Here is a 14124-nt window from a genome sequence, read left to right as displayed (position 1 = left end):
TTAACGAACCAAGGGAGCAGTAGGTCATGGCTGACAGCCGCGAGAGAGCTTTCCAGAATGACATCATCGCTGCCCTGAGTGATCAGGGCTGGCTGGTCGGCAAGGCATCAGAGTACGACAAGGCGAATGCCTTGTATCCGGAAGACCTGATCGGTTACTTCCAGCAGGCCTGGCCGGACCGGTGGGAAAAGTTCTGCAAAGGCAATCCTCAGAATCCGGAAAAGATGCTCATTCAGAAAACTGTCCGGGAGCTTGAAAAGAAGGGCACTCTCGATGTACTGCGGCACGGCTTCAAAGTACCAGGTGTGAAGGTTGATCTTTGTGGCTTTAAACCCGATCACGGCATGAATCCTGACACGGAGCGTAGATACAGTGCCAATCGGTTGCGCGTGGTCGAAGAGGTCTCCTACTCGCCCCATGCGCGCACCGGTGACTACAACCCCCGGCTGGATCTGGTGCTTTTCGTTAACGGGATTCCGACCGCGACGCTGGAGCTCAAGAGCGAATTCAAACAAACGGTCGAGCACGCCAAGCGCCAGTACAAAAAGGATCGCCCGATCAAAGACCCGGTGACCAGAAAGCCGGAGCCGTTGCTCATCTTCAAGCGCGGGGCCTTGGTGCATTTTGCAGTCAGCCAGGATGAGGTGGCCATGACTACTAAGTTGAATGGCAAGGAGACTTTCTTTCTTCCATTTAACCGGGGCACCTCAGACGGCGGTGCGGGGAATCCCCGGGCCGAGGACGAATTCAGCTACGCCACGGCTTACCTGTGGGAACAGTTGCTCCAGAAAGACGCCTGGCTCAAGGTAATTGGTCGGTTCTTGCACTTGGAAAATAAAACTGAGGAAGATTTCTACGGAAACCGGAAGACCAAGGAAGCCCTGATCTTCCCCCGATATCACCAGTGGGATGTCGTTAACCAGCTAATTCAGGCCACCCGGCAAGAGGGTGCCGGCAAGCGCTACCTCATTCAGCATAGTGCGGGCTCTGGCAAATCCAATTCCATAGCCTGGGCGGCCCATCAGTTGGCCCAGCTCTACGATGCCGATGGCAATAAGCTATTTAGTTCCATCATCGTGGTCACCGACCGAACGGTCCTCGATAGCCAGCTACAAAGCACCATCTACCAGTTTGAGCATGCCCAGGGCGTGGTTCGGCCTATCAATCGTGACCTGGGCAATCAGAGCAAATCGGAGCAGCTGGCCGAAGCTCTGGCCGAACAAACCCGAATCATTATCGTGACCATTCAGACGTTCCCGGCACTATTCGATGCCTTGGAAAAATACCCCAAACTGGCATCAGGCCGGTATGCGGTGATTGCGGATGAAGCCCATTCTTCCCAGACAGGATCATCAGCGACCAAGCTCAAGGCAATTCTTGGCGGCGATCTCCCGGAAGGAGAGGAAATCAGCGCCGAAGAGTTGCTGGATGCGGCTGTGTCGGCCCGCAAACCAAGCGAACAGATCAGTTATTACGCCTTTACTGCGACGCCTAAGGCCAAGACTCTGGAGCTGTTTGGCCGGGAACCAGACCCTTCCCAACCCCGGAGTGAGTCCAATAAGCCTGAACCTTTCCATGTTTACTCGATGCGCCAAGCCATTGAAGAGTGCTTTATCCTGGATGTTCTCAAGCGTTACACCACCTATGCGGTGGCGTGGAAGCTTGCTCACCCTGACGGCGAAGACGAGGAAGTAGACTCCAAGAAGGCCCGAACCACCTTGGCCAAGTGGGTTCGTCTGCATCCGTACAACATCAGCCAGAAGGTCGAAATTATCGTTGAGCACTTCCGGGAAAACGTCCGACACCTGCTGGATGGCCACGCCAAGGCGATGGTGGTCACCAGCAGTCGACAGGAAGCCGTTCGATACCAGCTGGCCATGCAGCAATACATCAAGCATCAGGGGTATCAGGATGTTCACCCGCTCGTCGCGTTCTCCGGCAGCTTGCCACAGGATGACGTAATCCCTGAAGAAGTGACAGAGACAAGCAGATTTTTGAACCCGGGCTTGAATGGCCGGGACCATGCAGAAGCGTTCGACACGGACGAGTACAACGTGATGTTGGTGGCCAACAAGTATCAGACCGGGTTCGACCAACCCAAGCTTTGCGCCATGTATGTGGACAAGAAACTCAAGGGCGTGGAGTGCGTGCAGACGCTCTCGCGCCTGAACCGTCGATTCCCGGGCAAGGAAACGTTCATCCTGGACTTTGTGAACGATGCTCAGGAGATCCTCGATGCCTTCTTGCCCTACTACAACAAAGCAGAGCTATCAGGTGTCTCTGATGCCCAAGTGGTTTACGACCTTCAGGAAGCTCTGGACGCCGAACAAATCTATCACTGGGATGAGGTAGAGGCTTTCGCGCAGGCGTTCTTTGACCCAAAGGCTCAGTCATCCAAACTCAGTTACTACTGTCAACCGGCCCGCGAGCGCTTCAACAAGCGGTACCAACTACTTCGAGACGAGCGATCACAGACTCGGGCTGCCCGTAAGCAGGCCGAAACCGATGGCAATACCATTGGCCTGAAACAGGCCGATGCCACCCTGAAGGCAATTGGTGAAGGCCTGGATCAGCTGGATCTGTTCAAGAAAAACCTGGGTAGCTTTGTTCGCGCCTACGAATTCCTATCCCAGATCGTGTTCTTCGAGGATCCGGAGCTCGAGCAATTGTGTGTCTTCGCCAAGCATCTGCTGCCGCTACTTCGGCAGGAAGCCCTGGATGACGATGAGATCGATATCTCTGAATTGGCACTGACACACTACCGGATTACCAAACGCAAAGAACATGAACTCCGATTGGAAGGGGAAGATGACCCAGACGGCCTTGATCCAATCACAGACGTCGGTACCGGAAAGCCCCACGATCCCGAGAAGAAACGCCTTTCTGAGATCATCGAAAGACTCAATGACATCTTTGGTGCCGAAGTCAGCGATGAGGACCAGCTGCATTTTGCGAACGGGATTGCTGATCGGGTGCGCCGAGACGAAGCGGTTATGGCACAGGTGAACAGCCATTCAACGGATCAGGTGATGCACGGGTTGTTCCCGAAGCGGCTGGCTGACCTGGTACTTGATTCGATGACTGACCATGAAAAATTGTCGATGGAGATTCTGGAGAGCGAGCCAAAACAAAGGGCATTTGCGTTACTGATCCTTAGCCTTTTATCGGGGAAAAATTCGGTGGACGAGAGAACGTCATTGCCTGGCAGGCAAATCAGTAGGCAGGGAGGCTCCTGAGGTAAAAATGCAAGAGTTGGTGTTTGACGTTGGAATTCTTGTAACTGCAGGCTTGGGGGTGCTGGGGTACCTCATGAAATTACGCTTGCAGCGCAAAGAAAGCGCTCGGACGGTGCTCTTTCACTTGCTTGAAATCCGTCAGCAATTGCTCATCGAGCAACCTAAACTCGATAAGATGGTCGACGAATTTCAATCAGAGCTTAATGGTATTTTAGGTGAGCGTCCGAACTTGAAGGAACTGGTGACTAACCAAATTCCCAGGGAGCACATCGCAACACTCCTTGCTTCCATGGTCGATGGGTTGGTCAGAGCCGATCAGAAGCTGCTCAATAGCTATGAAACCGCGCTGTTTGAGTATTCGCGAATCAACCCTCTGTTAACCCACCGCCTTCGGGGCATGAAGCTTCTCCCCAAGATGTCGGAAAATGTCTCAAACGTCGTGACCTCGCTCATAGACACGATGCCCCATAGCGAGGAGGCGTCTGAGGTCAACAGTTTCGGGAAAACGCAGATCGAGTTATCTCATGACAACACAATGAGCGAACTAATGGCCAACTTGGACACCATGGTGCGCCGTGTGAGCTGGAAAGCCGGATTTTGGTTTTGGCTTCGGGTCTGGCTGTGGCCGCTGATATGGCCTACAAAAGAGGTTCAAGATGAGAGTCTGACGCAAGATCTGCGTGACCTCTTGGAGAATTTTTTCAAATCAGTTTTGCTCGCCACCGACCCGCCCGGGGAAATAAAGGCTCAGATTGAAACAGCCTCATTGGAAGAAATTTTGAATCTGTTTGAAACACAACTGACCGAAACGTCCAATAATTAGCCGGGACTAAAATGTCTGCACCCGAGTCAATAGAGATGGGCTGCAGTTAACGCTCGATGAAACGCATATTTTTGGAAAAGGTGGAGTTTTTCTGGCTGACGCAGGAAAACATTGACCCAATACCGCCTTTATAAAGAAAGGCGGTATTGATTACTACTCGCTGCTGGGTATCAGGTCAGATCAACTAAAGGGGCCCTCGGCCCGTTTGCCTTAACCGACTCGATACCCGTGTCCCTGGCATACGTGGACGAATACATCTGGCTTTTGCCAATGGTCTGTCCGTTCAACGCTTTGAGCACGAAGTAAGGCTGGCCAGCGGTAGAGGTCTTTCGATCGTAGCAACGCTCCATTGCACTGTGCTGCCGGACCGACTCGACCCCGTTCTCCGCTCCGCCTTTGTTGAGGTAGCCTTCACTCTGCAAAATGATCTCGCCATTACCGGCCTTTAGGCGAAAGTAATAGTGAGCATTTTGGTTACTGCGGAAGAGTTCGTATCGTGCTGACATCTTAACGCGCCTCCTTACGAACGCCCTTGAAAGGACGGTCATCGGACTTCACGTCCATAAACCGGCCCGTTTCTGCGTCACGTTTAACCCATTTTCCGTTACTCATTTGAGTTTGGGATCGCTTCCGGACAGCGCCGATCCGTTTATTATCACCATAGGGGCGATTCACTGCCATGACTGTTCTCCTTCTCGAACTAGTCGTTTACAAAGATGCCTTGTGACAGTAGAATTCTCGCCGTCTAAAGCTGGTACCTACTGCCCTTGGCGGTTCAGGTACACTAATTAGCCCGACCGATCCCTAGTCGCTCGGGCTTTTTAGTGTCCCTTCCATAATACGCATCATTTTGATGATGTCAATCGTTATGTGTGCGTCGATCAAAACGATTTGAATGTTTTTGAGAGTCAGCCTATATTGGAGCGAAAAGAACGAGGAGTATCCGTTCACAGCGACGGGTAAGGGGAAAGCTATGAACAGCGTGGGATTTGAGGGCGTATCGGGCCAACAGCTGGAGAGACTGGCGCATATTGAGTTTTTGGCCTATTTCACCGGGAAGGTCACTCGCAAAGACATCATGGCACGCTTTGATGTGGGTTCAGCCGCTGCGACCCGTGATCTGGGAACCTACATTGAAGCGGCTCCGGAAAACATCGTCTACGATCCCCGGCGAAAGCACTACGTAACGACCAATAACTTTAAGTGTTTACTACCGCTTTCTGCTGACAAATGCCTATCCACGCTGACAAGTGGTTTTGGCGACGTTATGGACAGCAAGGAAGAGTTTCGGTGTGCACACCTCATTGCATTGGAAAAACCGGATCTGGACATCACCGCCACCTTCTCCAGAGCAATTTCTTCCAATCGACCCGTTGAGATCACGTACGTGTCGACGTCTAATGGCGAATCCATTAGGACTGTTTGCCCGCATTCGCTGATGAACAATGGTCTACGCTGGCATGCGCGCGCTTACGATCGGAAGCGGTCAAAGTTTTCAGATTTTGTTCTCAACCGGGTGATTACCGCAAAGCTTTTTCATAAAGAGAATATCAAACCGAGTGAGACGGTTAACGACGATGTGGACTGGATAGAAAATGTCGACCTGATCATTGAAGCTCACCCAAGGCTGGATAGCCATCACCGGCTAGCCGTCGAAAAAGAATTTGGAATGTCCAATGGCTGCTTTACCAAGCGGGCCAGGAGGGCTGAGGTAGGCTACCTGCTGAGCACCTGGAATGTGGACGCCACCACCAGTGCCGACCTAAAAGGTAAGCACATACTGCTCCACTTACGAAACGCAGAAGAAATTAAGAACATGAATATCGAAAGCTTTAGGTTGGCACCGAGTCTAGACTAGCTTTTCGCTGCTTACGAATTCTCGGCCTTTCTTATGGAGCTTGAGGATAAGCTTTCCGATGGCCCTAAAAGAGAGATGTGGTCGCTTATTGGCTTCTGTTCGAGGGGTGAGCCCACTGCGCATAATCTGAGGTTATGGTGAAACGGCTCTGGGGCAAGGAGCCAGGCCTCTCCCTGGCGCGTCACACCACTGGGCAGGTGTCGCGTTTGCCTGGCATCCATGCCGGCGCTGAGCCCCGATCCTTCTGATCAAATGACTCGATGTCAGAATCTACGAGATCGACGTCCGTCGGAAGCCGAGATCGCCTATACGATCAAAAAGTGGCCGAACAGGCCAACTTATGGTTCCACGAACAGCTTCCTTGCTGTTACTGGGCAAAGTTATTCGCCATTTTCGTGGATAAATCGGTGGAAATGGGACCTAAAGAGCTGTTTTTATTGCTGATAAAACGGCAGTCAAAAATTGATCAAGTCTAAGGATGGAATTGAATGAAGAACTTCAAACCTATCATTATTGCCCTTGTGGCTTTGGCAGTCTTCGGATGTACTAGTGAATCTGAGCCAGATCAGGTTTCTCAGGCTGCGTCTGACCGAGCCCCCGACGAAAAGAAAACCCAGGCAACCATGCGCACTGAGGATCCCGTATCTGGGAAAATTCGGGATGTTCAATTCTCCGTGGAACAGGCCATTCTGAAATCAGGTACGTTGGAGTTGCGGCAGGGCTCAGACTTTTTTGCTGATCTTTCTGCAGAAATCGTATTGTTTGACGATAATCCGGCGGGCAACGGGTTCAAAGTCCCATCGGACGGGCCAGGCCTAGTGCCGCACCTGCGCTTGAAGCAAAAGCTTGAAGATCAAGGCGTGCCTGACACCCAATCGCTTATGGGAAACTATCAGCTGGACCTCGTGTTCGGAGATTCTCAGCTACTCGGAGTACCCTTCTCCATCGTGTTGACCGCTGAACAACATGGGACAGAGCTGCGAGGAAGTGGTTTCGCCACATATGGCGATATCAAGGTCATCCAGGGGAAGTTAGATACTACCTACCAAAGTCTGGACACGTTGAAGCTGCTGGCAAAACGATACACCCGGCGGAATTATGAACGTCTCACAGTATTGAATGACTTCGGTACGACACTCTATACCAACGGTTCCGCTAACCCGGCGACCGCATTTGTTGGTTTAGAGGCCCTGGACGGTAATGACGAGCGAAGGTTGGTCAAGCTTCAGTTCATCATGGGCCAGAATGGCTGGGAAGTGGCGAACGAGCTGGAAATCGACCAGATCCATGAGGCTCATCCTGTGTTGTCGGAGCTGAAAGGCAACCTCAGGACGGTTGAGCGTGCAAAGGTGCAGGGTGTTGCTGGGGATAGATTCGAGAAAGAGCTACAGGCGAAGGCTTTGGTGGGCAGAATTCGGGGTACTTCAGTAAATTGTTACTTATCTGAGGCTGCGAATAAAGCCAGTTGCAGGGCTGCCGGGAGCCTGGTGAACGAGGGTGGATATGACTGTTTCAGGAGCTTTTATCTAATGACGAACGACGGTCCCGGGTGGCGTTACGAAACCGACTTGGAAGAGACGCAGAAGGTGGATTACAAGACGGGACAAGTCGTGGAAGGTCGAGCCCCTTCTCAGTATTCTTGCTCCGCCTGATCCAGTTCCCGCATGCCAGGACAGCGAGTTAAGTAATAGTAAGCACTTACTACGATTCTTGGCTCCTCGTTTCGTCCTGCTTTTCCATCTCGAAAGCCCTCCTGATAAGCTGTATATTTATACAGTTTATCAGCGAGTGACATTGTGGAATTCCGCCGACGACATAACACCTATTTTGCCACCCTCAATGCTTACGCCTCTCACCAGCCAATTGGTGTGGTCACAGCCCACGAGATTGAAGTGAGATCATGGCTCGGCATTGCCGATCGGGATGTCATCCGCAGACTCCCATCGTTTTCAGCTGTGCTCCTGGATATAACATCGTGGCGGCGGATGATTCTGGAGCCTTATCAAAGGCTGGGACCAGGAATATATATGGTGGGTGCGGCGATCGATACAGGCGTGATTGGCGTAATGGACAAGGGGCGGCCAATGGTTCGGATGGTTCGGAACAAAAATGACCGGCTGGACAGATCAGGGTAGCCGCCCTGCCCTGCCCCTCCCAAAAAAAGGAGGTTGGTGCCGGGTGCCCCCGGCCAGGCTCACCACTGAGCAGGTGACGCACCCGAGAGACCATACTGCGGTGAACGGGCATCCTTGCCTCATCTCGACCCAACGAGATAGCCAGAGTGTACCTGGAGTCGAGTTTATTGCCAGTAGCACGTTTTGATCATGCCAAACGGTTCATGTTTCCGGGCGGAAACGGATCCCCCGGAAACTAGAAAGGGTTCGGGTTGCTTCTTTTTCTCTGCAAGAGCGATTGTTTGTTTTCTTCAAAAAACCGATTGATCGCCTGCTGGACATATTGGATCTGGGAGCTCAATCGATGATCAAGCGCCGAATACCGGTCATCGATCTGCACTTTTGGGTTATCGTACGTAAACCAGAGCTTCGTTCGACAGGGCCCTACCCCTGCCGGCATGCTATAGAGGTTTATGTAGTAGCGAGGTTCTGAATTTAAAGAAGCAGACCATGCGTTGATCTTCACCCTGTAAGGCCTACAACTCCGCTCAATCTGCCCCATCTCTTCCCTGGAAATCATATCGCCGCTCTCTATGCGTTCACCCTTCTGACTCAGGATAGCAGCGGACGTTATGGGCGATACTAAAGATATACCCAAAGATTGACAAAATGCGGTAGAAATGTGAGTATTTGAGGGAGCCAGTAGTTAGCTGGCAGCGCGTTCGCCGGCGTCGAGGCGAGTTAGGAGAATCCCATCATGAGTACACTTGCGCTTGTTTCCGCACTGAAAGACCATTCCGAAGATTTCGAGTTTTATCCCACTACCAATGAGATGTTGAGTGCTGTCCGAAAGGACATACAGGCAATTCTTTCGGATCCGCTCAGCGACAAATACCCTATCTTTTCGGCGCTTGATGTCGGTGCTGGGGACGGGCGCGCCCTAATGCGTCTGACTGACGGCGATCGATATGCCATTGAAAAGAGTCTGATGTTGGTTGAGCGCCAGGACCGAAGCATTGTCACTGTTGGAACTGACCTATTCGCCCAGGTGCTTTTAGATCTGCGATGCGATGTGATCTTTTCGAACCCGCCCTACTCTCACTTTGGAGCCTGGTCAGAAAAGATCGTTCGCGAAGCTAACGCAAAGCTTATCTACCTGATCATTCCGGTACGTTGGCAGAACGATAAATCTCTGCAGTCTGCCATTGAAAGTCGAAAGGCCGAAACCGAAGTTTTGGCTCAGTTTTCTTTTGATACCCCCGATGCCGACCGTCGCGCGCGCACTGTCGTTGATGTGGTCCGAATCCGCTTAGATAAACACAGCCACAATCGTGGCCGGAGCTATCGGTCTAACGAGTTGCGGGTGGATCCGTTTGATCTTTGGTTTGAGCAACACCTTGCTCCTCAATCTACGGTCGCGGATTGTTCCAATCTTGATCCAAAGGCAACCATTGAGGCCAGAGCCAAGAAGCGTATCAGTACCGGCCGGGAGTTAATCACTAGTCGCGGTCTGGTGCAGGCGTTGTCTGATTTTTACCAAAACGATCTATCGGATTTGGTCGGGGATTATGAGCGGATCTGCGGCCTCGATCCGGTGTTGCTTGGGGAGCTCGGGGTAAGCACCGAAGCCTTGGCCAAAGGGCTGAAGCTCAAGATTGAGGGCCTGAAGCACGTTTATTGGCGTGAGCTGTTCGAGAATTTCCGGCCGGTTACCTCCCGGCTGGCTACGAAGACAAGGCAAAGGGTTATGGACAAATTACAGGCCTCGATGAGCATCGATTTCACGCCGGATAATGTGCATGCGCTCTGTGCCTGGCTCATTAAAAACTGCAATCAATACTTTGATGACCAGCTGATTGAGCTCGTGGAGCGAATGACCAAGAAAGCCAATGTCATAAATTATAAATCCAACGTCAAGACGTTTGCCGAGGAAGGCTGGCGTTACGGGCGCACGCCCGAGATCGAAAGGTACAAACTCGATCATCGGATTATCCTGGAGTGTTGGAAAGCGCTGGATTATGGGTATTTTGGAGATCAGTCCCCTACCCTCGATTCTACCGTGGCAGACCTTTTGAACGATCTAATGACCGTTGCTAATAATCTGGGATTTGAGACCAGGCATGAGGCGCCAGCGGGCCGGCGGGCATGGGAGGCCGGCCAGAAAGTGCTTTTTCATTTTACCGACCGAAAGACCGGGCAAAGAGCTGTCGCTTTCGAGGCAAAGGCTCACAAGAAGGGAACGCTACATCTGAAGGTAAATCAGCGTTTGATGTGCCGGTTGAACGTGGAATTCGGGCGCTTGAAAGGATGGGTGCGAAATGCCCAGGAGGCCGCTGACGAAATGGATATTTCTGTGACGCAAGCGCAAGCAGCCTTTCATTCGAACTTGCGGTTGGGTAATGATGCATTGCTGGCTTTGGCAGCACCGCTTCCGTAAAAGTTTCCGCCCGAAAACAAATTGGATGCAGCAGGGATTGGTCCTGCTAGGCTAAAGGTGACTAAAGACGAAGGCTCGCGCGATCGCGGGCCTTTTAGTTTCCGGCCGGAAACTCACCTTAAAATACACGCCACTTGGACAAGGACAGTAAATGGAAAGTATCAGCGGCGAAAGGCTTCAAACCCTCCTGCAGACGATTTTGCAATGTCGAACCCCTGATGAAGCAAGCCAATCTCTTAAGCGTGAAGCGAAAGATGGCGCTGAGATTTGCTTCGATGCGATGGATTGGGAGCAGTTGCGGAGCGACATTGGCCAAAGAGATTTGAAATTTCCTTTTATTGGCTGGGGCGCCAGGACTCTGCATTTCGGTGAGTGTGACTTTGGCGATGGCGATATTACGTTTGCAGGGACGTTCCAAGGCGCTGTCGTGTTCCAGGACGCTCATTTTGGAAGCGGAACCTTATCCTTTGCTGGATCCTCGTTTGATGTATTTAAGTTCAAGGGGGGCTCCTTTAGTGGCCAAGGCAAGGTTCTGTTTAACGGTGCGAGGTTTTACAACAATGCCGAGATTCAGATTCAAGACTTAGGCGAGAAGCGTTTGAGCTTTGGGCCATTTAAGAAACCTGGGCAAGCTGACTGCTGCTGTGTGATGCAGGGTCCAAAATTCCACTTCCAAATCAAAGCGTCGACGGGCACAAGTATTTCATTCCGTGAAGCCATTCTGAATGTAGGCGACCTGCTGCTGGACTTCGCGGGCGCTTCAAATCTGTCTCAGGTCGACTTCACAAAGACGGAATGGCGAAGCGGGAACGTATGCGTGAATGGCCTGCGACTCGGATTCCCGGATCATGAAGGGACGAAGAACTATTTGCGCTTCACCGATGCCAATTTCGAAGAAGTCAGGCGGCTGCGCTTCGATGGGCTCGGCATGGTAAGCGGGCATATGATCTTTGCGTTTACCAGATTTCCTGAGCGCGCAATAACAGAACTAAACTTCAGTGATCTTGGCCCTGGTGAGGTGGTATTCAAACAGGCCCACTTTCCTGGAATACTGGAATTTAGTCAAAAAGACGGAGAGGTGTTTACAAGCGAGCTCTCTTTTCGAGGATCCACCTTTAAGGGCCCATTATTTATTAATGGACTGAAGTTTGGACCTGTTCCAAATCTAGTGGGTACTGAATTTCAAAAACACCTCAGTCTTACAGATGTGGAGTTTGGCTCCCAGATGACCAGCAAGCAAAAGCGGCAGGCCCAACAGGGGCGCCAAACTGCAGCGAATCAAAGAGCTGGCAGAGGCTAACAAGGATCATGGCCTGGCGTTGACGTGTCACGCCGAGGAAATGCGATTTAACCGTTTTCAAAGGAAAGGAGTTGGCAGGTTTCTCGCGGATACGCTCGACCTAATTTATGAATGCACTTCCAACTATGGGCAATCGATAGCTCTACCGATGCTTTGGCTCACTTTTACTTGGGCGGGTTTTGGCCTTATCTATCGTTATGTGTTCGATAGCATCGAGTCACCGTTGTTGTTCTCGTTTGCATGGACCTTCCCGTTTCTTCCTGCTGCGGGTGTTTTGCGCCTCATCGGGTTTCGGAATATTTTCGAGGATGCAGAACCCGTACTGTATGCCTTGATGGCAACCCAGGGCTTGATTGCAATCGCGCTTATCTTTCTTATAGGTCTCGGATTTCGGAATCGATTCCGGATCTAATAGATATAAGTTTCCGGCCGGAAACTCAGCGGCGTCACGTCGTAGAAGGCCTTCCCTCCAGGTTCTACTTTCTCCGATGATTATATAATAACAAATAGGGATGTTAAGCGACCTTTGAGGGAAGAAAAGCATGATTAATCGAGAGGCCCATTGCCAGGGCTATGGTTTTCGAGAGGGTCAATCGTGAAAGTGGAATGCCCCGAATTCTGCGGCGCCGTAATCGCCCAGGTCGCTGATGAAATAGGCGGCACCGCTGCTACCAGTTACTTGCCACCCAATTACTCGGGACGTTGTGCCGTCCTCTCTCAATCGTCGTTTGAAACGATTGCAATTCTCCCAAACGGACTGGAGGCCTTTCGAGTGGCGGCATATGCGATTACACCTGATGGAGGCTTTGGCTCAGTGGAGATTCAGCCTTCGCTTGAATGTGAGACTCACAAAACCTTCATGGACTGGTTTGGATCCTAACCCGCCGATATGTTTCCGGCCGGAAACAATTTTCAGTATTGTCTATTTCTTGAACGTTTCTAGGAAATTGGCTTTAATTCTACATAAGATTGGCATGGATCAGCGCGGGAGTTCGCTGTAGCGATCGATCATTGGCCGAGTTCAATGAACCTTTAAGGGATTAAAGCGATGAATCACCGTTTTCTGATTTTCCTATCCATGTGTTTTGCCTTGTTTGGGTGCGTCTCCCAAAGTACTGAGACTACGCCCGATGAAACTATTGAAACTACATCATTCGATTTTTCGACGCACTGTCCAGGTCTTCCAATGGAGAGCTGGCAGCGTCAGGCTCGTGACCTCACATATGAGCAAGTTGTGAACTCTGGCCGGGAATTGACGGCTGAGCTCCAAGCTGAGGGTTCGCTCTCTGACAACGCGAATGCTTCGGGCGGCGTAAGCGGAAATATTAAGGGAGGTTCGAACACATCGGTAAAAGGAACAGTCAAACAAGAGGTTCCGATGTCTGACCGAGAGGCCGCAGCTGATAGGCGTTATCGTCAGACACTTTGCCCACTCTTGGCAATGAGAGAAGATGATAGTCTCACCCAAGAACAAAAAGGCGAGTTGTTCACCTTGATAACAGCGCTTATAAATGGGTATAGGCCGGAAAAGGAATAGGCGGCTGGATTGAGCCAATTATTACTTCCGACATCAGGAAGACGGATTCAGCCGCCTGGCTAGACGTAGAAATATCAAATCATAATGAATATACAATGGACCTTACGGGTCTTGAAGCGACGTTGCGCGTATACGAGGGAAACCTTCCCACGAACGCACATCCAGCTTTCGCAGGCCTTGAGAAATATGATCGCGAACCAATAGGTGCTTTAGTTTTCGCAAAAGGGGGTTCGCGTTTTGGGACGGAAGTAGGTGAAACGATTTACAAAATCCCACAAAAGGACACTGCCTACATTAGGATAGGGTTATGCAGATTTTCGAACACGGCGTCATCGTTGGATGACAAAGGAATTATCGATGTGTCGGTTTTAGTGAAAAACTTGGTCGACGGTTCACATGTCGAAAAAACCCACGCGCAAGTAGTAAGCCTCTTATCTTCTATGCCTGATTGCCGCACAAGCTTTGCAAATTTGGACATCTTTAGCTTGGTTAAAGAGGGGTTTATTGCACTAGACAGAGCGAATAACTCGGACTGAGGACATATTACTGGTCCGTGTAGCTTTGATTCTAAGAAAAAGTCAGAGAATTTCCGGCCGGAAACTTCAGAGACGCGCCCTTCGGGGCGGGCTTCTCCGGGTTCGCTATTCGCTCATCCCGCCGTTGGCGGGACTGACGCCCTCCGTATCCCTCGCGCTTCCGACCTCCGGCCGGTAAAGGATCCCCGCTGATCGCGGGGCCCCCGAAGTCGGATCAACAGACGCTTCGCGACTGTTAGAACGATCCTCCAGGAGCGAGTGGCTGTGCCACACGCTCTAAAAG

General features: G+C 51.3%; 8 protein-coding genes. 6 read left to right on the top strand and 2 right to left on the bottom strand.

The window, feature by feature from the left end; translation table 11 throughout:
• Window positions 1-26: 26 nt before the first annotated feature.
• Both AC13D2_RS01165 and AC13D2_RS01160 read left to right on the top strand, forming a co-directional pair.
• Window positions 27-3236: a type I restriction endonuclease subunit R gene (locus AC13D2_RS01165; RefSeq protein ID WP_482938095.1), complete on the top strand. Its 3210-nt coding sequence runs from the start codon at window positions 27-29 to the stop codon at window positions 3234-3236.
• A gap of 7 nt (window positions 3237-3243) precedes the next feature.
• Entirely contained in the window at window positions 3244-4059 is an 816-nt protein-coding gene (locus AC13D2_RS01160) for a hypothetical protein (RefSeq protein ID WP_482938094.1), read from the top strand.
• Window positions 4060-4229: 170 nt separating this feature from the next.
• On the opposite strand, the gene AC13D2_RS01155 is transcribed toward AC13D2_RS01160, so the two are convergent.
• The gene (locus tag AC13D2_RS01155) at window positions 4230-4565 is read right to left on the bottom strand and encodes a YegP family protein (RefSeq protein WP_482938093.1); all 336 of its coding nucleotides are present in this window, start codon (window positions 4563-4565) and stop codon (window positions 4230-4232) included.
• Window position 4566: 1 nt separating this feature from the next.
• Window positions 4567-4740, bottom strand: a complete 174-nt coding sequence (locus AC13D2_RS01150) for a hypothetical protein (protein WP_482938092.1) — start codon at window positions 4738-4740, stop codon at window positions 4567-4569.
• Between the two features lie 292 nt (window positions 4741-5032).
• Between AC13D2_RS01150 and AC13D2_RS01145 the strand changes: the two genes are divergently transcribed.
• The 4 genes from AC13D2_RS01145 (at window position 5033) to AC13D2_RS01130 (ending at window position 11768) form a co-directional block, all read left to right on the top strand.
• Window positions 5033-5917, top strand: coding sequence for a BrxR family helix-turn-helix transcriptional regulator (locus AC13D2_RS01145; protein ID WP_482938091.1), 885 nt, complete (start codon window positions 5033-5035; stop codon window positions 5915-5917).
• A gap of 488 nt (window positions 5918-6405) precedes the next feature.
• On the top strand, window positions 6406-7569 hold the full coding sequence (locus AC13D2_RS01140) for a hypothetical protein (RefSeq protein ID WP_482938090.1): 1164 nt from the start codon (window positions 6406-6408) through the stop codon (window positions 7567-7569).
• Window positions 7570-8788: 1219 nt separating this feature from the next.
• Complete coding sequence (locus tag AC13D2_RS01135) at window positions 8789-10468, top strand: DUF4942 domain-containing protein (protein ID WP_482938089.1); 1680 nt, start codon at window positions 8789-8791, stop codon at window positions 10466-10468.
• 151 nt (window positions 10469-10619) lie between these two features.
• A complete protein-coding gene (locus tag AC13D2_RS01130; protein WP_482938088.1) occupies window positions 10620-11768 on the top strand; it encodes a hypothetical protein in 1149 nt (382 codons plus the stop codon).
• Window positions 11769-14124: the final 2356 nt, after the last annotated feature.

Source organism: Marinobacter sp. B-12 (assembly GCF_056857915.1).
The sequence above is the reverse complement of the archived record's forward strand: the minus strand, read 5'-3'. Positions and strand labels throughout refer to the sequence as shown.

What these genes read in the sequence shown, in the direction of transcription:
- AC13D2_RS01165 (WP_482938095.1), top strand. Translation starts at nt 27, where the DNA reads ATGGCTGACAGCCGCGAGAGAGCTTTCCAGAATGACATCATCGCTGCC.
- AC13D2_RS01160 (WP_482938094.1), top strand. Translation starts at nt 3,244, where the DNA reads ATGCAAGAGTTGGTGTTTGACGTTGGAATTCTTGTAACTGCAGGCTTG.
- AC13D2_RS01155 (WP_482938093.1), bottom strand. Translation starts at nt 4,565, where the DNA reads ATGTCAGCACGATACGAACTCTTCCGCAGTAACCAAAATGCTCACTAT.
- AC13D2_RS01150 (WP_482938092.1), bottom strand. Translation starts at nt 4,740, where the DNA reads ATGGCAGTGAATCGCCCCTATGGTGATAATAAACGGATCGGCGCTGTC.
- AC13D2_RS01145 (WP_482938091.1), top strand. Translation starts at nt 5,033, where the DNA reads ATGAACAGCGTGGGATTTGAGGGCGTATCGGGCCAACAGCTGGAGAGA.
- AC13D2_RS01140 (WP_482938090.1), top strand. Translation starts at nt 6,406, where the DNA reads ATGAAGAACTTCAAACCTATCATTATTGCCCTTGTGGCTTTGGCAGTC.
- AC13D2_RS01135 (WP_482938089.1), top strand. Translation starts at nt 8,789, where the DNA reads ATGAGTACACTTGCGCTTGTTTCCGCACTGAAAGACCATTCCGAAGAT.
- AC13D2_RS01130 (WP_482938088.1), top strand. Translation starts at nt 10,620, where the DNA reads ATGGAAAGTATCAGCGGCGAAAGGCTTCAAACCCTCCTGCAGACGATT.